The 20,723-nt window shown below is 65.0% G+C and carries 13 protein-coding genes and 1 pseudogene; 11 read left to right on the forward strand and 3 right to left on the reverse strand.

The genetic code is table 11. The features are described from left to right. Positions 1-143 precede the first annotated feature (143 nt). Both AB4Y42_RS17255 and AB4Y42_RS17260 read left to right on the forward strand, forming a co-directional pair. The gene (locus AB4Y42_RS17255; RefSeq protein WP_368688091.1) at positions 144-1,388 is read left to right on the forward strand and encodes an ABC transporter substrate-binding protein; all 1,245 of its coding nucleotides are present in this window, start codon (positions 144-146) and stop codon (positions 1,386-1,388) included. Then, entirely contained in the window at positions 1,385-4,348 is a 2,964-nt protein-coding gene (locus AB4Y42_RS17260; RefSeq protein ID WP_368694814.1) for an EAL domain-containing protein, read from the forward strand. Before AB4Y42_RS17255 ends, AB4Y42_RS17260 begins: the two co-directional genes overlap by 4 nt. Before the next feature lie 174 nt (positions 4,349-4,522). Here AB4Y42_RS17260 and AB4Y42_RS17265 read toward each other — a convergent pair whose 3' ends face one another. Together AB4Y42_RS17265 and AB4Y42_RS17270 are read right to left on the reverse strand one after the other, a co-directional pair. Beyond that, positions 4,523-5,314, reverse strand: coding sequence for a 3-hydroxybutyrate dehydrogenase (locus AB4Y42_RS17265; RefSeq protein ID WP_368694815.1), 792 nt, complete (start codon positions 5,312-5,314; stop codon positions 4,523-4,525). A 24-nt stretch (positions 5,315-5,338) separates the two neighbouring features. Further along, positions 5,339-6,739, reverse strand: coding sequence for a GntP family permease (locus AB4Y42_RS17270; protein ID WP_368694816.1), 1,401 nt, complete (start codon positions 6,737-6,739; stop codon positions 5,339-5,341). Positions 6,740-7,097: 358 nt separating this feature from the next. On the opposite strand from AB4Y42_RS17270, the gene AB4Y42_RS17275 reads away from it, so the two are divergent. Next, on the forward strand, positions 7,098-8,555 hold the full coding sequence (locus AB4Y42_RS17275; RefSeq protein ID WP_368694817.1) for a sigma-54 interaction domain-containing protein: 1,458 nt from the start codon (positions 7,098-7,100) through the stop codon (positions 8,553-8,555). 18 nt (positions 8,556-8,573) lie between these two features. Here AB4Y42_RS17275 and AB4Y42_RS17280 read toward each other — a convergent pair whose 3' ends face one another. Beyond that, a complete protein-coding gene (locus AB4Y42_RS17280; protein WP_368694818.1) occupies positions 8,574-9,494 on the reverse strand; it encodes a 3-hydroxyacyl-CoA dehydrogenase family protein in 921 nt (306 codons plus the stop codon). A 166-nt stretch (positions 9,495-9,660) separates the two neighbouring features. Here AB4Y42_RS17280 and rbsK point away from each other — a divergent pair. The 8 genes and pseudogenes from rbsK to AB4Y42_RS17320 all read left to right on the forward strand — a co-directional run bounded on the left by rbsK (position 9,661) and on the right by AB4Y42_RS17320 (position 20,705). Then, positions 9,661-10,625, forward strand: a pseudogene (gene rbsK / locus AB4Y42_RS17285) (ribokinase). A gap of 8 nt (positions 10,626-10,633) precedes the next feature. Then, complete coding sequence (gene rbsD / locus AB4Y42_RS17290; RefSeq protein WP_368687966.1) at positions 10,634-11,032, forward strand: D-ribose pyranase; 399 nt, start codon at positions 10,634-10,636, stop codon at positions 11,030-11,032. Between the two features lie 19 nt (positions 11,033-11,051). Continuing rightward, a complete protein-coding gene (locus AB4Y42_RS17295; RefSeq protein WP_368694819.1) occupies positions 11,052-12,551 on the forward strand; it encodes a sugar ABC transporter ATP-binding protein in 1,500 nt (499 codons plus the stop codon). A gap of 42 nt (positions 12,552-12,593) precedes the next feature. Continuing rightward, a complete protein-coding gene (locus tag AB4Y42_RS17300) occupies positions 12,594-13,553 on the forward strand; it encodes an ABC transporter permease (protein ID WP_368694820.1) in 960 nt (319 codons plus the stop codon). Positions 13,554-13,660: 107 nt separating this feature from the next. Then, on the forward strand, positions 13,661-14,626 hold the full coding sequence (rbsB, locus tag AB4Y42_RS17305) for a ribose ABC transporter substrate-binding protein RbsB (RefSeq protein ID WP_368694821.1): 966 nt from the start codon (positions 13,661-13,663) through the stop codon (positions 14,624-14,626). Between the two features lie 165 nt (positions 14,627-14,791). After that, on the forward strand, positions 14,792-15,820 hold the full coding sequence (locus AB4Y42_RS17310) for a substrate-binding domain-containing protein (RefSeq protein ID WP_368687962.1): 1,029 nt from the start codon (positions 14,792-14,794) through the stop codon (positions 15,818-15,820). A gap of 95 nt (positions 15,821-15,915) precedes the next feature. Beyond that, positions 15,916-17,883 (forward strand): amylo-alpha-1,6-glucosidase, encoded by a 1,968-nt coding sequence (locus tag AB4Y42_RS17315; protein ID WP_368694822.1) that lies wholly within the window; start codon positions 15,916-15,918, stop codon positions 17,881-17,883. 92 nt (positions 17,884-17,975) lie between these two features. Then, positions 17,976-20,705 (forward strand): glucosidase, encoded by a 2,730-nt coding sequence (locus AB4Y42_RS17320; RefSeq protein ID WP_368687960.1) that lies wholly within the window; start codon positions 17,976-17,978, stop codon positions 20,703-20,705. The last annotated feature ends 18 nt before the right edge of the window (positions 20,706-20,723 follow it).

Consider the following 20,723-nt stretch of genomic DNA (forward strand, 5'->3'; position numbering starts at 1 on the left):
CGTAACCCCTCAAGTGACGCCCGGTTTCGGCCGATATGCAATGTGGTTCCCCTGCGTTCCGCAGGGTCCGCCATTCCCGAACTGAAAGCGAGCGTTACGTGCACGGAATCAAGTTTGCCTGGCTGTGGTCCGGTCTGATCGGCATGCTTTTGCTCCTGGGTTGCGATCAGCAGAACGGCGCCCAGAGCAGCAAGGCCGCGCCGGCACGGACCACCATCACCGCGCTGATCTGGGCGCCGGACTGGCCGGAGGAGATGCTCCAGATCGCCGCCGGGTTCGACAAACTGAATCCCGATCTGCACGTGAACGTGCAGTTCATGGTCGGCAACTCGATCGAGGAGAACATCAAGCCGCGCGTGGCGGCGGGCACGCTGCCCGACCTCGTCAGCATCAATCCGAACGCCTATGCCGCCGAGCTGGCCGACCAGGGCGTGCTCGCCGATGTCCGCCAGAGCGCCGCATGGAAGAACATGCTCGATCCGCTCGAGGCCGACTGGACCAGTCGCGACGGCAAGGGGTTCGGCGTTTCGGGCGGCGTGGCGACGACGATGATCTATTACAACCGAGCCATGTTCGCCAAGGCCGGCATCGACACGCTGCCGACGAATTTCGATGAGTTCCTGGCGGTGTGCGCGAGGCTCAAGCAGGCGGGCATGATTCCGGTGATGTGGAGCGGCGGGTTTCCGAACATGCTCGGCAACGGGCCATTCGCTTCAGGCTTTGCCAATGATGTGGTCGCGCGCGAGCCCAACTGGAAAGAGAAAATGGCGGACGGCACGCTGAACCTCGATACGCCGGAGGCGGCCGATATCTTCGCCAAAATCGCATTGATCCCGGAGCGCGGTTACGCGCAGCCGTCGTTCATGACGACGGGGTACGACGAGGGCATTCGCCTTTTCAAGGAAGGCAAGGTGGCGATGGCGTTCCAGGGCAGCTGGTCAGCCGGACTCATGCTGCATGGAAACGATTTCTCGGTGGGCGTGTTCGTGCCGCCCTGGAACGCGCGCGGCGAACGCGTCGTGCCGGTGCTCGGCAGCGAAACGGGCTTTGCCGTTTGCGAAACGCCCAACAAGGCCGCGGCCATGCGTTTTCTGGAATTCATCGCCGGCAAGGGGTTTCCGATTCTTCAGCGGAAACGCCACAACATTTCGCCGTTCCAGAAAGGCATGGGGACCGTGGTGAGCGACGTGGAGATCGTCGACTACACGAACGCGCTCAGCCGTTATCCCGTCACGGCAAGCCCCTATTATTCGTCGCTTCCTTCCAATACGATTGAGCTGGTGCATGAATTGATGCAGGATGTGCTGCTCAGGAAAATTACACCCAGGCAGGCTGCGCAGCGCCTGGACATCTCGGTCAAGACTGAAGCGAAGATGCACTACAAATGAATGCAATCTCCGCACTGCTGCGACGTGCTTTCGACTACCTCTGCCAGGATTTGCTTCGACGCGTCGAGATTCGCTATCGACTGATTGCCGCTTCCATTCTGTTGGCGCTGTTGCCCATTATCATTTCGGGCTGCATTTCCTATGTGAAGTCAGTTGCTGCGATCAAGGAAAATGCGGAGATATTTTCGAAAGAGGTGGTGAGGCAGGTTTCGAGAAATGTCGAACTGCGCATGCATGAGATCGAAACGGAAAGCAATCTGCTCGTGCTTTCGGACCGGGTCCAGGGCGCGCTCGCGAGAGTGGCGAGCGGCAGCGCGAGGGAGCAGAGCGAGGCGCGCGAGGACATGACGCGTTTGCTGCTCGAGCATTATGGGTCGGTCGATTTCATCAACCAGAAATATTTGCTCGACCAGAAAGACCGGATTCTCGATACGCAGGCATTTGCGCAGTTGACTTCGGGTGTGACGGCGCTCGTCGGCATCGCGGAAGAGTCGCATGAACGCACCTACTGGGGCAGCTACGACGACGGCGTCGGGCAGCAGAACCTGGGGATGGTGCGCGCCATCTACAACAAGAGCGACAACGCGAAGATCGGCAGTCTGGTTCTGGTCGTTCGCCCCGAATACTTCTCGACGATTTTCAACGACGTCGCGACGGGCAGCGGAACAGAGATTTACGTATTCGATGCGAGCGACAACAAGATCATCGTAGTCCCGAATCACGCGTCGTCGCCCAACCCGGGCGCCGCCCCCGAGCCTGGCCTGATCGAGGATATCGCGCGCCACCGCGTATCGGGCGAGTCGAGCCGGTTCGTCAATTTCGCAGCAAAGCGCGGCGGCCATTATCTTGCCGCCTACGCGCGCATTCCCGGCACGAGCTGGTTCGTGGTCAGCACGATCGCCGAACAGAATCTCACTGCGGAGGCCCAGGCCGTACGCAACCAGATCGTGGTCGTCGGCATCTCCGGGTTTCTGCTTTCCATTTTCCTTGCCTACTTTATTTCGTACAGCATTTCGGCGCCGCTGCAGGATCTGGTGCGCCGCATGCACGACACCGGCGAGGATGCCGGCGCCGTCGAGGACGATGGCAAGGACGGGGAAGGGCCGCTTGGCGGACCGGACGAATTGGCCCGCCTGGCGCAGCGTTTCGAGCGCATGCGCACGGCGATCAGGCAGAAGATTCACAAGATCAACGAAATCAATGCGTCGCTCGAACAGACTGTCGTCGACCGGACGGCGGAACTCGTCGCCCGCGAACGGGAGGCGCGCACGCTGATCGAGAATTCGCCCGATACGATCACGCGATATGACCGCGAGCTGCGCCGCACCTTCGCCAATCCGGCCTTTTGCACGTCGGCGGGATGCGATCTCGCCACCGTCCTCGGCAAGCGGCCTTCGGAGCTTCCCGGCGGGGCCAATGCGCTGGTCTACGAAAGGAAGATCGGCGAAGTCATCGCGACGGGAAAAAGCGCGCAGTTCGAACTGAGGTGGGCAGGGAAGGACGGGCAGGAGCAATGTACTCACATTCGCATCACGCCTGAGATCGATCGGTCCGGCCATGTCACTTCCGTGCTGGCGGTCGGTCGCGATCTCTCCGACCGGATGGCGTTCGAGGCGACCATCTGGAAGCAGGCCAATTTCGATGCATTGACGGGGCTGCCGAACCGGCAGTTATTCCACGATCGTCTCACCGAGGAGGCCGCGCTCGCGCGCCGTTCGCAAAGGCGCGTGGCCCTGATGTTGATCGACCTCGATCGCTTCAAGGAGGTCAACGACTCGCTGGGGCACGACCGCGGCGACGTGCTGTTGATCGAGGCTGGGCGCCGTATCAGCGCCTGCGTGCGCAATCTGGATACCGTCGCGCGGCTGGGCGGCGACGAGTTCACGGTGATCTTGCCCGATCTCGAAGACATGGAAGCGGTCGAGCAGACCGTGCGCAATATCAATCGCAAACTGACTGAGCCGTTCAAGCTCGGCGCGGACGAGGTCTACATTTCGGCGAGCATCGGCGTCACCGTTTTCCCCGACGACACGGTCGAACTCGACGCGTTGTTCAAGAACGCCGACCAGGCCATGTACGCGGCCAAGAATGCCGGACGCAACCGCTTCAGTTACTTCACGCCCGATATGCAGCTGGAGGCGGAAACGCGCTTGCGCCTGACCAGCGACCTGCGTTCGGCGCTGCCGCGCGGTCAGCTTCGGCTGGTTTATCAGCCGGTCGTCGACCTGGCGACGGGCCGGGTCTGCAAGGCGGAAGCCTTGTTGCGCTGGCTGCATCCCGAGCGCGGCATGATCAGTCCGCTCGAATTCATTCCGCTCGCCGAAGATACCGGCCTGATCATTCCCATCGGCGACTGGGTGTTCCGGCAAGCCGTGCAACAGGCGCGCATCTGGCGTGAGCAATACGATCCGTCGTTCCAGATCAGCGTCAACATGTCGCCGGTGCAGGTCCGCCAGGACAGCACGGTCGGCGTGCGGTGGCACGACTATCTCGACCGCGAGGGCATGCCGGGGCAAAGCGTGGTGGTGGAAATCACCGAGGGGCTGCTGCTGCAGGCCGAATCGAATATCGACGAGAGGCTGCTCGATTTCCGTCTTGCAGGCATTGGCATTTCGATCGACGACTTCGGCACGGGCTATTCCTCGCTGGCCTATCTCAAACGCTTCGACATCGATTACCTGAAAATCGATCGCTCATTCGTCCAGAACCTGAGCGTGGACGAAAACAATCAGGTGCTCTGCGAGGCGATGGTGGTGCTCGCGCACAAGCTCGGAATCCAGGTCATCGCCGAAGGCGTGGAAACCGTCGAACAGCGGGATTTTCTGAAGTCGATGGGCTGTGATTTCGCGCAGGGCTATTTGTACTCCAGGCCGATCGAGCCCGAACAGTTCGAACAGGTGGTCTGGCCGTTGATCGCAGAAGGCGCGGCGGCCGGGCAGGAGCGAAGCAATCGCAAATGAATCGATACGGCAGCATCGTATCGACTCACTGCGGAACGATACGAAATAATCAGCCAGCACATAAATCGGCGCGCTCAGGTGTTCTGTACGAAGACGTACGGAATACGCACGCCATGAAACTGCGGCGCATGGCGCGCGATTGACGCGTTGTGCGTCGCTCGCGCGCCGCCGCTTTTACTGCGCGAGCCAGCCGCCATCCACCTTGAACTCGGCGCCACGCATCTCGTTCGCCGCTTCCGAGCACAGGAACGCCGCCACGCCACCAATCTGCTCGACCGTCGCAAAGCTTGCCGACGGTTGCTTTTCGCCGAGCAGTTTCAGCGTAGCGTCTTCGACGGACATGGCCTCGCGGTGGGCCAGATCGTCGATCTGCTTCTGCACGAGCGGCGTGAGCACCCAGCCCGGACAGATCGCATTGACGGTCACGCCGCTGCGCGCGGTTTCCAGTGCGGCGACCTTGGTGAGCCCGATCACGCCATGCTTGGCCGCGACATAGGCCGACTTGCCGACCGAGCCCACGAGCCCGTGTACCGATGCGATATTGATCACGCGTCCCCAACCCGCTGCGCGCATGATGGGAAGCGCCGCGCGCGTCGCATGAAACGTCGCGCTCAGATTGATCGCGATGATCTGATCCCAGCGTTCCCGCGGAAAGTTCTCGATCGTTTCGACATACTGAATACCCGCGTTGTTGACGAGAATATCGAGCCCGCCGAACGTGCTTGCCGCGAAGGCCACGAGGGCTTCGATCTCGGCAGGACGGCTCATATCCGCGTTGTGATGCGCGACGCGCACGCCGGCCGCTTCGATTTGCGCGAGCGCGGCCGCCGGCTCGCCGAAACCGTTCAGGACGATATTGGCGCCTGCGCGAGCCAGCGCCGTCGCAATGCCGAGACCGATGCCGCTGGTCGAACCGGTGACGACGGCGGTTTTTCCGGCGAGGGAGAGCGTGTTGGGGAGATGCATGGGTGGGCCTGGTGTAGTTGCCGGTTAGACGATGCCGGTCAGGTAGAACACGGCGATCACGAAGAAGACCGCGAGCGTTTTGATGATGGTGACCGCGAAAATGTCGCGATACGATTCGCGGTGCGTGAGGCCCGTGACCGCGAGCAGCGTGATGACCGCGCCGTTGTGCGGCAGCGTATCCATGCCGCCGCTCGCCATTGCCACCACGCGGTGCAGCACTTCCATCGGAATGTGCATGGCCTGCGCGGTCTTGATGAAGGTGTCCGACATGGCGGCGAGCGCGATGCTCATGCCGCCCGAAGCCGAACCCGTGATACCCGCGAGCGCCGAAACCGACACGGCCGCATTCACGAGCGGATTCGGAATGGCCTTGAGCGCATTGCCGACCACGAGGAAGCCGGGCAGCGCCGAGATCACGCCGCCGAAGCCGTACTCGGATGCCGTATTGAGCGTGGCGAGCAGCGCGCCGCTCACTGCGGTCTTCGTGCCGGTCGCAAAGCGTTCCTTCACGCGGCCGAACGCCGTCACGATGACGAGCAGAATGCCGAGCAGCAGTGCGCCCTGCACGGCCCAGATGGCCACGACGCTCTTCACGGCCACCGTTACGGGCGCATGCATGCCGGGCAGCACGTCGGGCGCGACGGTGAAGCTTTCGCCGTACCACTGCGGAATCCACTTCGTGAGCATGAAGTTGGCGACGCCAACCAGCACGAGCGGCGCAATGGCCAGCGCCGGATGAGGCAGGTTGCCGGTTTCGACGCGCTCCGGTTCGTTCACGAGCGACGTGCCATAGCCTTCGCCCTTCGCCATGGCGCTGCGGCGGCGCCATTCGAGGTACGTGAGACCGACCACGATGATGAAGATCGAGCCGATCACGCCGAGCCTGGGCGCGGCCCACGCGGTGGTCTTGAAGAACGTGGTGGGAATGATGTTCTGGATCTGCGGCGTACCGGGCAGCGAATCCATCGTGAACGTGAACGCGCCGAGCGCGATCGCACCAGGCATGAGGCGCTTCGGAATGTTGCTCTGGCGATAGAGTTCGGCGGCGAACGGATACACCGCGAACACCACGACGAAGAGCGAGACGCCGCCATACGTGAGCAGCGCGCAGACCGCGACGATCACGGCATTGGCGCGCGAGCGGCCAATGTAGCGGATCGCGGCGGCCACGATCGCCTCGGAGAAGCCCGATAGTTCGATGACCTTACCGAACACGGCACCGAGCAGGAAGACGGGGAAGTAGAGCTTGACGAAGCCGACCATCTTTTCCATGAAGATGCCGGAAAACACGGGGGCGACGGCGGAAGGATCGATCAGCAGCACGGCGCCCAGTGCGGCGATGGGCGCGAAGAGAATGACGCTGTAGCCGCGGTAGGCCACGAACATCAGGAACGCCAAAGCGGCGATCACAATCACAAAGGACATCTTGTCTCCAGTTGGTTTATTCGTGCAGGTCTGTTTGTTGTTCGCGCGCGCCGAAGCCGGCGCGACCGCGCAATAGAGCACGATATGTGCCAGCGGGCGGGGAGCCTTGCGCGAAGCGGCGCGCGAACGGGCGGCATGGGGCGCGAGGGTACAGCTGGGGTGGTTGCGGCGGCAGTGCGTCTCAAAACTGAGACGGGTTAGGCGAAGAGAGCGCGCCGCCGCTTGCCACCCCGCGCGCAAAGCCGGGTAATTTCAGGGGAAGTGGCGCAATCTCATTTCTGAGATAATGCGTCCCGAAAATGAGAATTCACTGGCCGTGACGGGCTCCGTCAGGGCCGCGCCCAAAGAAAAGCACCGAATGGAAATCGAAACGACCGCGCTGCTGGCCGACTACGACCACGTGCGCAAGCTGGCGATGCAATCGCTCTTTCAATCGCTCGACAAGTTCAGCGAAGGCACCGTGATCGTCGATCGCAACGCGCGCGTGGTCTGGATCAACCGGGACTACGCGGCGCGCTTCGGCTTTGACGACCCCATGGCCGTGATCGGTCTCGATTGCGAAGCCGTCATTCCGAACAGCATGATGCGCGACGTCGTGAAGGGGGGCGAGCCCATTCTGCTCGACATTCTCGAGACCGATCGCGATCCGATCGTCGTCACGCGTTTGCCGATCAAGGACGACAACGGCGAAACGATCGGCGCCGTCGGCTTCGTGCTGTTCAACGAACTCAAGGGACTGTCGCCCCTCTTCAGCCAGTACGCGCGGCTGCGCGCCGAACTGATCAGCACGCGCCAGTCGCTCGCGCAGGTGCGGCGCGCGAAGTACAGCTTTTCTAGCCTGATCGGCACCAGCGCCGCAAGCCTCGAAGTGAAGCGCCAGGCGCGCCGGGCCGCGCGTCTCGCCTCGCCGGTGCTGTTGCTCGGCGAAACGGGCACGGGCAAGGAATTGCTCGCACACGCCATCCACGGCGCGTCCGGACGCGCGGACAGTCCGCTCGTGACGGTGAACGTCGCGGCGATTCCCGACACGCTGCTGGAACTCGAGTTCTTCGGCGCGGAGGCGGGCGCGTACACGGGCGCGGAGCGCAAGGGGCGCATCGGCAAATTCGAGCTGGCCCAGGGCGGCACACTCTTTCTCGACGAGATCGGCGACATGCCGCTCGCGCTGCAGGGCAAATTGCTGCGGGTCTTGCAGGAGCAGGAGTTCGAGCCGCTCGGCTCGAATCGCATCGTGCGCACCGACGTGCGCATCATCGCGGCGACCTCGGCGGATCTGCCCGCACTCGTGGCGCGGGGCCGGTTTCGTGCGGACCTCTACTATCGGCTCAACGTACTGATGATTCGTGTGCCGCCGCTGCGCGAGCGCCTGGCGGACATCGAGGCGATGGCGTATTCGATTCTCGACAAGCTCGCGGTGGAGAGCGGCGCGGGGCATCTCGAACTCGACAAGGACGCGCTCGCGATGCTGTGTGCGTATGGCTGGCCGGGCAACGTGCGTGAGTTGCGCAACACGCTCGAGCGCGCGGTGCTGCTATCGGATAGCGAGCGCATCGATGCGCGCTCGCTCGCGCGCTTCATCGGCGACGGGCGCGGGCAGCGCCGGGACGAGGAGGAGGGCGCTCAGCACGATACGCAGGACGACACCGGCGCGCCGCAGTATCAGCAGTACGACGAAGCAATGCGCGACTACGAACGCCGCTTCCTGACCGACGCGTTGCGCGCGGCGGGCGGCCAGGTGACGAAAGCCGCCGCGCAGATCGGCATGGCGCGCGCGACGCTGTACCGGCGCATCGTTGCGCTGGGTATCGACGTTTGATGCCGTGAGTCCGCGCAGTCACCCGCCCGCAATGAGTTTTTTGCGCGCGGCCTTCACGCGCGCCACGTGTGCTTCATCCCAGTCGTAGAAGCCCGCGCCGCTGCGCACACCCACACGGCCCGCTTTGACTTGCGCGCGCAACAAATCGATCACGTCTTCGTCCTTCGCCAGTTCGGGCATGAGATGCGAGGAGATGTCGACGAAGGTGTCGAGGCCGCCCATGTCCGCGCTCTCGAACGGGCCGACGATGCCCCACCGGCGGCCGAGCGACGCCTTCATCACGCGGTCCACCACCTCGGGGCTCGCCGCGCCCGAACGCACGATATTGAGCGCCTCGCGCAGCACCGCGAATTGCAGCCGGTTGCCGACGAAGCCGGGGATCGCCTTGGCGAGCACGACGGGCTCCATGCCGATCGCGCGCATCAGCGTCTCGGTTCGCGCGGTGACGTCGGGCGTGGTGGCGCGCCCCGGCACGACTTCGACGAGCGGGATCATGTGCGGCGGATTCCAGAAATGCGCGATCACGAAGCGCTCGGGCGCGGCCAGCGGCTCTGCCAGCAGATCCGGCTCGAAGCCGCTCGTGTTGCTCGCGAGAATCGCGTCGGGGGCGAGCACCGCGCCGAGTTGCGTATAGAGCCGGTGCTTGAGATCGAGCACTTCGGGCACGGCCTCGAAGACGAACTGGGCTTCGGTCATGGCTTCGAGTGTCGCGCTCGTTTCGATACGCGCAAGCGCGGCCGCGCCTGTTGCCGCGTCGATGCGGCCTGCGTCGGTCAGTTCGTCGAGCACGGCCTGGGCCTTCGCGGACACACTGTCGAGCCGCGCGGGATCAACGTCATGGACGATCGTGCGCAGGCCGTGCAGCGCACATTGCGTCGCGATGCCGACGCCCATCAATCCCGTGCCGATCACGCCCGCCACCGTCACCGTTCTGTTCATGCTTCGTCATCTCCTTGCTGTTCTTCAATTGGGTTCGACAGCATAGCGCTTCGCATGACGCGGCGTCGTCCCGCTTCGGCTGGTTGCCAATAATCGGGGACATATTTGCTATGCGTATCCGGTAATACCCTGGGTCTATTTCACCCGCGTGAGGACTCTGGTATAACTGCGCTCCCAAGCTGATTACGTTTTAGCACGGCAAAAAACCGCAGGCGCGGCAAGCCGTGGAAAGGGAGTGCAATGGCGCGCGTAGTGGTGGTGGGCAGCATCAATATGGACATGGTCGTCACGACCGACACGTTTCCCCGGCTCGGCGAGACGCTGTTCGGCACGCATTTTTCGACCCATCCGGGCGGCAAGGGCGCGAACCAGGCGGTCGCGGCGGCGCGTCTTGGCGCGGAGGTGACGATGATTGGCTGCGTCGGCGCCGATGCGTTCGGCGGCGAGATGAAAGCGACGCTGGCGCGCGAAGGCGTCGATATCGCGCATGTGAGCACGGGTCGCGAGGCGACCGGCATCGCCTCGATCACGCTCTCGGGCGGCGACAACGCGATCATCGTCGTGCCGGGCGCGAACCACGAGCTTTCGCCCGAAGACATCGACCGTGCAAGCGCCGCGATCGCCCAGGCCGACGTCGTGCTCGCGCAACTCGAAGTGCCCTATGCAACGGTGCTCCATGCCGCGCGGCGCGCTCGCGAACACGGCAAGCCGTTCTTCCTCAATCCCGCACCCGCAGTCGAACTGAGCGGCGAGCTGCTCGAGCTGACCACGCTGCTCACGCCCAACGAGCACGAGCTCGCGACCGCGCTGCAAACGCCGGAAGGCGCGTGGGCCGAGGTCATCGCGCGCTCGCCTGTGCGCATTGCCATGACGCACGGTAAAGACGGCGCGTACTACACCGACGCCGATGGCGCGCTCGTGCATCAGCCGGGATTCACCGTCGAAGCCGTCGATACGACCGGCGCCGGCGACACCTTCAACGGCGCGCTCGCGGCGTTCTGGCATCTCGGCATTGGCGAGGCCGTGCGGCGCGCGAACGCGGCGGGCGCGCTCTCGGTGACGCGCGCCGGTGCGCAGGGCGGCATGCCCACGCTCGCCGAACTCGAAGCCTTCCTGAACACGCAAGCCTGAGATTCGCAGTGAAAAAACACGGACATCTGAATCGCGATATCGCACGCGTGCTCGCGCGCATGGGCCACACGGACAGCCTCGTGATCGCCGACTGCGGCCTGCCCATTCCCGACGGTGTGGAATGCATCGACGTTTCGCTCGCGGTGGGCGTGCCCGACTTCTTCGCCGTGCTCGACAGCGTGCTCGCCGACTTCAAGGCCGAGCGCGCGGTGTTCGCGAGCGAGGCGCAGACGCACAACGCGGCCGTGGTGGCGCGCAGCCGCGAGATGGCCGCCGCGCACATCGCCGTGGAAAACGTGCCGCACGAAGAATTCAAGCACCGCTGCCGCGAGGCGAAGGCGGTGATCCGCACCGGCGAATGCAGCCCCTACGCGAATGTGATTTTGCATTCGGGCGTGATCTTCTGAGAGGTCCAGGATGCAAGTGATGATGCAGGGGATCGGCAAGGCGTTCGGTCCGGTTCGGGTGCTCGAAGGCGTTGATTTCCGCATCGAGGCCGGCGAGATCCACGCGCTGATGGGCGAGAACGGCGCAGGCAAATCGACGCTCATGAAGATCCTGAGCGGCGTGTATCAAGCCGATGCGGGCGAGATCCTCGTGGACGGGCGCGCGGTGCAGATCCGCAGCACCGTCGAGGCCGAACGCGCGGGCATTGCCATCATTCACCAGGAATTGAACCTCATCCCGCAACTGACGGTGATGGAGAATCTGTTCCTCGGCCGCGAGCCGAGCCGCTTCGGCATGGTCGACGTCGCGACGATGCGCAAAGAGGCGCGCAAGTGGCTCGACAAGGTCGGCGCGCAGCGTATCGATCCGCAGACCGAGGCGGGGCTGCTCTCCATCGGTCAGCAGCAACTCGTGGAAATCGCCAAGGCGCTGTCGCTGAACGCGCAAGTCCTCGTGATGGACGAGCCGACCGCCGCGCTCACGAACCGCGAGATCGAAACGCTGTTCGAGATCATGCAGTCGCTCAAGGCGAGCGGCGTGGCGATCGTCTACGTCTCGCACCGCATGGAAGAGATCTTCCGTGTTTGCGACAAGATCAGCGTGCTGCGCGACGGCCATTTCGTCGGCGAGCGCGCGATTCGCGACACCGGCTTCGACGAGATCGTGCGCCTGATGGTGGGCCGCGAGATCGGCGAGCGATTCCCGAAGCGCAGCCATGCGCCGGGCGACGTGCGCATGAGCGTGTCCGGTCTGGCGGACGACGGCCATATCGAAGGCATTACGTTCGACGTGCGCGCGGGCGAGGTGCTGGGCATCGCCGGACTCATGGGCGCAGGCCGCAGCGAGATTCTGCGCACGCTGTTCGGCGCGAACCGCAAGACCGCGGGCACGGTCACGCTCGACGGCAAGCCGCTCGAGGTGCGCGATGCGTCGAGCGCGATTGCGGCGGGCATTGGCTTCGTCACGGAAGACCGCAAGCGACAGGGGCTCGTGCTCGGCATGTCGGTGCGCGAAAACGCGACGCTCGTGCATCTGGACCAGTACGCCACGCTCGGCTTCGTCAACGAGCGCGCGGAGCGCAGCGCCGTCGACGGGCTCATCAAGCAGTTGCGCGTGCGCACGCGCGACGCCGAACTGGACGTCAAGGCGCTTTCGGGCGGCAATCAGCAGAAGGTCGTGTTCGCGAAGTGGCTGGCGCAGCCGCCGAAGGTGCTGCTGCTCGACGAGCCCACGCGCGGCGTGGACGTGGGCGGCAAGGCCGAGATCTACACGATCATCAATCAGCTCGCGGAGCAGGGCGTCGCCATCGTGATGGTGTCGTCCGAGCTGCCCGAAGTGCTGGCCATGAGCGACCGCATTCTCGTCATGCATCAGGGACGCCAGAACGGCATCTTCGAAGCGGCCACGGCCACCCAGGAACGGATCATGACGGCGGCAGCCGGCGGACAGGCGAGTGCCGCGCAAGCCGTGGCGGCCTGAGCGAAGGCGCTTACCAATCACTGAAAACTAGCGAGACATGACATGTCGCAAGTGACCCTTACCCCCGGCAGCCGGGCTACGCTGCAAAAGCTCGGACCCTTCGTAGCACTGCTGATCATTTCGGTGGCGCTCTCGATCGTGAGCCGCGACTTCCTCACGCTCGACAACCTGCTCAACGTGATGCGGCAGGCGTCGATCAACGCGCTGATCGCGTTCGGCATGACGCTCGTGATCCTGCTCGGCGGCATCGATCTCTCGGCGGGCTCGGTGCTCGCGCTGTCCTCGGTGATCATCGCGACGCTGCTGAGCGCGGGCACGCCCGCCGTCGTCGCGACGCTCGCCGGCCTCGTGGCCGGCGGCCTGATGGGCTATGCGAATGGTCTCGTGATCAGCAAGGGCAAGGTCGCGCCGTTCATCGCCACGCTCGGTTCGATGACGGTGCTGCGCGGCCTCGCGCTCGTCGTATCGAACGGCAGCCCGATCAGCAGCTTCAACAGCGACTTCTTCTCGCTGCTGGGCGGCGGCTATGTCGCGCGCCTCGTGCCGATTCCCGTCGTGCTGATGCTAGTGATGTTCGGTGTGTTCTGGGTCCTGCTGCGCAAGACCGTGTTCGGCCGCCATATCTATGCAACGGGCGGCAATGCCGAATCGGCGAAGCTGTCCGGCGTGAAGGTCGATCGCATCCAGTTGTGGGTGTACACGATCGCGGGCGTCATGTCGGCGCTCGCGGGCGTGGTGCTGACCTCGCGCCTGAACTCCGCGCAGCCGACCGCCGGCACGGGCTACGAGCTCGACGCCATCGCGGCGGTCGTGCTGGGCGGCACGAGCCTCACGGGCGGCCGCGGCTGGATCTTCGGCACGCTCGTGGGCGCGCTGCTGATCGGCGTGCTCAACAACGGCCTGAACCTGCTCGACGTGTCGTCGTTCTATCAGCAGGTCATCAAGGGCATCGTGATCCTGCTTGCCGTGCTGATCGACCGCGGCAACAAGAAGTCGTCGTAATACCTCGGCGCGCCACGCTTCATTCGCGTGGCGCGGCAGTTCTGCATCAATAGTTATCCTGACGTTTTTTATCTCCACACACTCCATATATAACGAGGAGGAAGACTATGCATAAGCACAATTCGCCGTCGATCTCGAAACTGTTTGCGGCGCTCGCCGCCGGTTCGCTCGTGCTGGGCCTCGCGGCCTGCTCGAAGGAAGGTCCGGGCAGCACCGCCGATGCCGGCGCATCGGCCGCGGCGCCGGCTTCGGGCGGCGCAGTCACGGTCGGCCTGTCGATCTCGACGCTCAACAATCCGTTCTTCGTCTCGCTCAAGAAGGGCGCCGAAGACGAAGCGAAGAAGGACGGCGTGACGCTCATCACCGTCGACGCGCAGAACGATCCGGCCAGGCAGCAGGCGAGCGTGGAAGACCTGATCGAGAAGAAGGTCAACGTCATCCTCATCAACCCGACCGATTCTTCGGCGGTGGCCAACGTCGTGAAGGAAGCGACGAGCAAGGGCATCAAGGTGATTTCGCTCGACCGCAGCGTGAACGGCGCGGAAGTCAGCTCGCATATCGCTTCGGACAACAAGGCGGGCGGCAAAATGGCTGCTGATTTCCTTGCCGACACGCTGGGCGGCAAGGGCAACATCGTCGAGCTGCAAGGCATTCCGGGTTCGTCGGCCGCCAACGAGCGCGGCGCCGGTTTCGACGACGAAATCTCGGCCAAGGGCGGCGTGAAGATCGTCACGAAGCAGCCGGCCGACTTCGATCGCGCCAAGGGCCTTTCGGTGATGGAAAACATCATCCAGAGCAACAAGGACATTCAGGGCGTGTTCGCGCAGAACGACGAAATGGCGCTGGGCGCGGTCAAGGCGCTGCAGGCTGCGGGCCTGAAGAACGTGGCCGTGGTAGGCTTCGACGCCACCGACGACGCGATCGCCGCGGTCAAGGCCGGCCAGATGGCCGCGACCGTGCAGCAGCAGCCCGAACTGATCGGCCAGTATGGCGTGCAGGCGGCGAAGAAGGTGGTCGACGGTCAGCCGGTCGACAAGTTCATCCCGGTGCCGCTGAACCTGTACAAGCAGTAAGCACGTTTTCAGGCGCGCGCGAGCGTAGTACCATCGGACGCGAAGATCTTCGCGTCCGCGCGCGCTTGAGAGCGACCGCGCGCCCCGTGCCACACGGGGCGCTTCGTTTTGGGGCTTGCCCGGGCTCCCAGCCGATCCCCAACCCACATCCAGCAGGAAGGCCGCGTGTCCCAGTTCGAGCGTCTGACTATCGACGACATTGCCCGCCTCGCGGAGGTTTCGCGCACCACGGCCAGCATGGTGCTCAACGGCAACGCCGAGCGCTACCGCATTTCGGCGGCGACGGTCGAGCGCGTGCTGCAGGTGGCGAGGGACCATCATTTCACGCCGTCGCAATCGGCGCGCGCGCTGCGCTCGCGGCGCAGCAACACGATCGGCCTCGTGATTCCCGATCTGACCAACTCGGCGCACGCCGCGCTCGCCCAGGCCATGGAATGGCAATGCCGCGAGCGCTACCGTTATCAGCTCGTGATCGTGACGAGCGACGAAGATCCGGTGCGCGAGACCGAGGGCCTCGCGCATCTGGTCGCGCAGCAGGTAGATGGCGTGGTGGTCGTGCCGTGCACCGCCGATGCGCCGCGCTACGACAAGTGGGTCAAGCGTCTGCCGATCGTCTTCGCCGACCGCCGCGTGGCGACGAGCGCGATTCCCTATGTGATTACCGACGCCGCCGAAACGGTGGCGGCCCTGGTGGGCGAGACGATCGCGCAGGGCGCACGGGAAGTGGTGTTTTTCGGCGGCCAGCCCGAACTGTCACCGAGCCGCGACCGCCTGGCGGGCTATCGGCTCGCGCTCGAGCGCCACGGCATTGCGGAGCAGGCCGACTGGGTGTTTCAGCGCGACTACCAGCGTGAGTCGGGCTATGCGCTGATGAAGGCCTGGTTCGAAGCGCATGGGCGCTATCCCGAGGCGCTGTTCGCCGGTTCGATCACGCTGCTCGAGGGCTTGCTGGAGTTCGTGAACGAAGCGCACCAACTCGCCCAGGCGCCGGGCTGCGTGATGACCTTCGACGATCATCAGCTGCTCGACTGCCTGCCGCTTCGCATCGACGCGATCGTGCAGGACAGCGCGCAACTCGCGGAACATAGCCTGCGTTGCGTATTTTCGCTGCTCGAAGGCGAAGGCGCGCCAGAGTCCGTTCAGGTGCCCGCGCAGATCCATTATCGGCAGCGGCGCGGGCGAACCGTCGAATGACGGGTCGGTGCAACTGCGCCGACTTTGACGCTCACGGCAGCCCGAGGCGAACGGGAGTATCGTTGCGCAGATGATCCACGAGGGTAGGACATCCGATGACGCGTCTTGACAGCCCCATCGATGCGCAGCGCCTCGACGACGAATGGCTCGAAGCGGACGGCGCTGGCGGATTCGCATCCGGCACCGTCGGCACCGCGCGCACGCGCCGCTATCACGCGCTGCTGCTCACGGCCAGGCAGCCGCCCACGAACCGCGTGGTGCTCGTCAACGGCATCGAAGCCTGGCTCGAGGACGGGGAGCGCAAGACCGCACTGACGATGCAGCGCTACGCGCCCGATCTGCTCTATCCCGATACCTCCGAGCGCATCGCGTGCTTCGACTCCACGCCGTGGCCCACGTGGCGCTACCGGCTGGACGGCGGCGCCATGCTCACGGCAGAAGTGTTCGTGGCAAAGGCGAGCCGCGAGACCGTGCTGCGCTGGCGGCTCGATGCGCCCTCCGGGGCTGGCGGTGCCGTGCTGAAGGTCCGCCCGCTGATCTCGGGCCGCGACTATCACGGGCTCCACCACGAGAACCCCGCATTCGACTTCAACGCCCGGATCGACGGCGAGCACGTGCGCTGGCAACCGTACGGCGATCTACCGGCCATCGTCGCGCGCTCTAACGGCGGCTATACGCATGCGCCGGACTGGTACCGCAACTTCTGCTACACGTGCGAACGCGAGCGCGGTCTCGACTACACCGAGGACCTCGCGACGCCAGGCGTGTTCACGTTCGATCTGCGCGAGGGCGACGCGGTGATGCTGTTGCGCGCGCAACCATCGTCCGGTGCGCCTGCGCCGGATACCACGCTCGACAGCGGCGAAAGCGCGGCGAGCCGCGCGCAACTGCTCGCCGGCTTTGAAGAAGTGCGCCGGGCGTCGTTCGGCTCGCGCCTGCAGCGGTCGGCCAGCGCCTATGTCGTCGCGCGCGGCGACGGCCGCACGATCGTCGCGGGCTATCCGTGGTTCACCGACTGGGGCCGCGACACGTTCATCGCCATGCGTGGTCTGCTGCTCGCGAACGAGCGCTACGAGGAGGCGGGCGAGATCCTGCTCGAATGGGCGGCGACCGTATCAGAGGGCATGCTGCCGAACCGCTTTCCCGATGCGGGCGGCGCGCCCGAATACAACTCCGTCGACGCATCGCTGTGGTTCGTCGTGGCGGTGCACGAGTACTTCGCGGCCGGGAACGTGCCGCACGAAGCGCGGCGTGCGCTGCAAGGCGCCGTCGATGCCATCCTCGAAGGCTATGCGCGCGGCACGCGCTACCGGATCGCGGCCGATCCGCGCGATGGCCTGCTGCGAGCCGGCGTGCCGGGCGTGCAGCTCACCTGGATGGATGCGAAGGCGGGCGACTGGGTGGTCACACCGCGTATCGGCAAGCCGGTCGAAATTCAGGCGCTTTGGATCAACGCGCTGCGCATTGCGGCGGCATGGGATACGCGCTGGCGCGAACTCGAAGCGCGCGCCAGCGCCTCGTTTGCCGGGCGCTTTGTCGATCCGTCGACGGGGGCGCTATTCGACGTGGTCGACGTCGACCACGTAGACGGCACGGCCGATCGCTCGATCCGGCCGAACCAGATCTTCGCGGCAGGCGGTCTGCCGTTCGCGCTGCTCGAAGGCGACGCGGCGCGCCCGGTCGTCGCGCAGGTCGAAGCCAGGCTGCTTACGCCCATGGGGCTGCGCACGCTCGCGCCGTCTGACCGCGCGTATCGCGGGCAGTACCGTGGCGGCGTGCTCGAGCGCGACGGCGCCTATCATCAGGGCACCGTCTGGCCCTGGTTGCTCGGCCCCTTCGTGGACGCCTGGCTGCGCGTGAAAGGCGATACCGCGGCGCAGCGCGCGCTCGCTCGCGAGCGGTTCGTCGCGCCGCTGCTCGCGCATCTCGACCGCGCCGGGCTCGACCACCTTCCCGAGGTCGCCGATGGCGATGCGCCGCACCGGCCTGGCGGCGCACCGTTCCAGGCTTGGTCGCTCGGCGAACTGCTGCGCGTCCTGAAACGGCTCGGCGACGCCGGCTAGCCCGCAGCCGAAGCGCCGCGCGCACGCCCGGCGGGCAAACCGCGCTAGCATGGGAGACTCGCGACGCTTGCGCCGCGCCCCAATTCAAGGAGATGCCCATGCTGCAGCGCGCCGCCGGCCTCATCCACACGGTTGAAGGCCAACGCCTCTACTCGGCCGATTACGCCCGCTGGCAGCGCTGGGGACCGTACCTCAGCGAGCGCCAATGGGGCACGGTACGCGAGGATTACAGCGAGCACGGCACCGCGTGGGACTACTTCCCGCACGACCACGCGCGCATGCGCGCCTATCGCTGGGGCGAGGACGGACTGGCCGGTTTCGGCGACGAGCGGCTGGACTGGTGTTGCTCGCTCGCGCTGTGGAACGGCCTCGATCCGATTTTGAAGGAGCGTCTGTTCGGCCTCACGAATCAGGAAGGCAATCATGGCGAGGACGTGAAGGAGCTGTACTTCTACCTCGACAGCACGCCGACGCATTCGTACATGCGCATGCTCTACAAGTACCCGCAAGCGGCGTTTCCCTACCAGGACCTGGTCGATGAAAACGCGCGGCGCGGCGCCGGCTCGCCCGAATATGAAATCCTCGACACGGGCGCATTCGACGACGAGCGCTATTTCGATGTACAGATCGAATACGCAAAGCACACGCCGGAAGACATCGTCATGCGCGTGACAGTCGAGAACCGCGCCGGGCAGCACGCGTCGATCGATGTGTTGCCGCAGTTCTGGGCGCGCAACACGTGGTCGTGGAAGGCCGCAGGCAGCAAGCCGTCGCTCGCACTGGTCTCGTCGGCCGGCGGCGAGCACGTCGTGGCGCACTGTGGCACGCACGAGCCGCTCGTCGTGACGGCTGCCGCGCAAGGCGGCGAGCGCGTCGAGTGGCTGTTTTGCGAGAACGACACCAACGTGAAGCGTCTCTTCGGCATGGACGGCGCCGGTCCATTCAAGGACGGTTTCGACGACTATGTCGTGCATGGCAACAACGACGCGATCCGGCGCGACGCGGGCACGAAGGTGGCCGCGCGTGTGCATATCGAGATCGCTGCGCACGGCCGCGCGGTCGTCACGTTCCGCTGGCGTCCGCTGTCCGCGCCGAAGGATGAAGTGGCGCTCGACATCGACGGCCTGTTCGCGCAGCGCATTGCCGAAGCAGACGCGTTCTACGACGCGCTGCAGCGCGACATCGAGAGCGCCGACGCGCGGCTCGTGCAGCGCCAGGCGCTGGCGGGGATGCTGTGGTCGAAGCAGTACTACCAGTACGACGTGAACCGCTGGATGGCAGGCGACCCGCTGCAGCCGACACCGCCCGCCGCGCGGCAGCGCGGGCGCAATGCGGACTGGCGGCATCTGTGCAACGCGGACATCCTCTCGATGCCGGACAAATGGGAGTACCCGTGGTACGCATCGTGGGACCTCGCGTTTCAGGCGGTCGCGTTCGCGCTGGTCGATCCGATGTTTGCAAAGAAGCAGATGCTGCTGCTCGTGAAGGACCGCTATCAGCATCCGAACGGCCAGTTGCCCGCCTACGAATGGGCGTTCGGCGACGCGAATCCGCCCGTGCACGCGTGGGCGGCGTGGCGCGTGTATGAAATCGATCGCGCGATCACCGGCAAGGCGGACCGGGATTTTCTCGAACTCGTCTTCCACAAGCTGCTGCTGAATTTTTCGTGGTGGGTGAACCGCAAGGATGCGGACGGGCACAACATCTTCCAGGGCGGCTTCCTGGGGCTCGACAACGTCGGCATCTTCGACCGCTCGTCGCCGCTGCCGACAGGCGGGCACCTCGACCAGGCGGACGGCACCGCGTGGATGGCGGCCTACGCGCTCGACCTGATGCGCATCGCGCTCGAACTCGCGTTCGCGAACCATGTGTTCGTCGATATCGGCGTGAAGTTCTTCGAGCACTTCCTGTATATCGCGGGCGCGGTGAGCTGCGACGACGGCTGCGAGACGGGCCTGTGGGACAGCGTGGACGAGTTCTTCTACGACAAGCTGAGGCTGCCGGACGGCACCAGCGTGCCGCTGCGCATGCGCTCGATCGTCGGGCTGATTCCCTTCTTCGCGGTGCGCGTGCTGGAGGAGCGGGTGCACGGCGGCCTGCCGGGGCTGCGCGAGCGGCTGGTCTTCTTCCTCCAGCACCGGCCTGACCTCGCCAGCCTCGTGTCGCGCTGGAACGAACCCGGCAAGGGCAATTCATTGCTGCTCTCGCTATTGCGCGGGCACCGCATGAAGGCACTGCTGCGGCGCATGCTCGACGAAGCCGAATTTCTCTCGGACCACGGCGTGCGTGCGCTCTCTCGCGCCCATCTCGACGAGCCTTTCGTTTACCGGCACAACAGCTGCGACTTCCGCGTCAGATACCTGCCGGCCGAATCGGACTCGCGCGTATTCGGCGGCAATTCGAACTGGCGCGGCCCGGTGTGGATGCCGGTCAACTATATGCTGATCGAGTCGCTGTACGAATTTCACCGCTACTATGGCGACGATTTTCGCGTCGAGTATCCGACCGGCTCGGGCAAGAAGCTTTCGCTCGCGCAGATCGCCGACGAGCTGGCGCGCCGCGTCACGACGCTCTTTCTGCTCGACCGCAACAACGAGCGCCCGGTGATGGGCGCGTACCCGCTGCTGCAGGCCGATCCGCGCTGCCGCCATCTCGTGCTGTTCCATGAGTACTTCCATGGCGACAACGGGCGCGGCGTCGGCGCATCGCACCAGACCGGCTGGACCGGACTCGTCGCGTTGATGCTGCAGCCGCGCATGATGAGCCCCTCGGGCAATGTGCCGGTGGCGGGCGAGGTCGAAGACGTGGAGGCGGTGAAGTAAGCGCGCGTTCGCAGGTGT

Origin of the sequence: Paraburkholderia sp. EG286B (assembly GCF_040965655.1) — a bacterium.
Lineage (GTDB): Bacteria > Pseudomonadota > Gammaproteobacteria > Burkholderiales > Burkholderiaceae > Paraburkholderia.

Bases quoted from the DNA above. Each gene is read 5' to 3' on its own strand.
- AB4Y42_RS17275 (WP_368694817.1), top strand. From the start codon at position 7,098: ATGGAAATCGAAACGACCGCGCTGCTGGCCGACTACGACCACGTGCGC.
- AB4Y42_RS17270 (WP_368694816.1), bottom strand. From the start codon at position 6,739: ATGTCCTTTGTGATTGTGATCGCCGCTTTGGCGTTCCTGATGTTCGTG.
- rbsB (WP_368694821.1), top strand. From the start codon at position 13,661: ATGCATAAGCACAATTCGCCGTCGATCTCGAAACTGTTTGCGGCGCTC.
- AB4Y42_RS17255 (WP_368688091.1), top strand. From the start codon at position 144: ATGCTTTTGCTCCTGGGTTGCGATCAGCAGAACGGCGCCCAGAGCAGC.
- AB4Y42_RS17320 (WP_368687960.1), top strand. From the start codon at position 17,976: ATGCCCATGCTGCAGCGCGCCGCCGGCCTCATCCACACGGTTGAAGGC.
- AB4Y42_RS17300 (WP_368694820.1), top strand. From the start codon at position 12,594: ATGTCGCAAGTGACCCTTACCCCCGGCAGCCGGGCTACGCTGCAAAAG.
- AB4Y42_RS17315 (WP_368694822.1), top strand. From the start codon at position 15,916: ATGACGCGTCTTGACAGCCCCATCGATGCGCAGCGCCTCGACGACGAA.
- AB4Y42_RS17260 (WP_368694814.1), top strand. From the start codon at position 1,385: ATGAATGCAATCTCCGCACTGCTGCGACGTGCTTTCGACTACCTCTGC.
- AB4Y42_RS17295 (WP_368694819.1), top strand. From the start codon at position 11,052: ATGATGCAGGGGATCGGCAAGGCGTTCGGTCCGGTTCGGGTGCTCGAA.
- AB4Y42_RS17280 (WP_368694818.1), bottom strand. From the start codon at position 9,494: ATGAACAGAACGGTGACGGTGGCGGGCGTGATCGGCACGGGATTGATG.
- AB4Y42_RS17265 (WP_368694815.1), bottom strand. From the start codon at position 5,314: ATGCATCTCCCCAACACGCTCTCCCTCGCCGGAAAAACCGCCGTCGTC.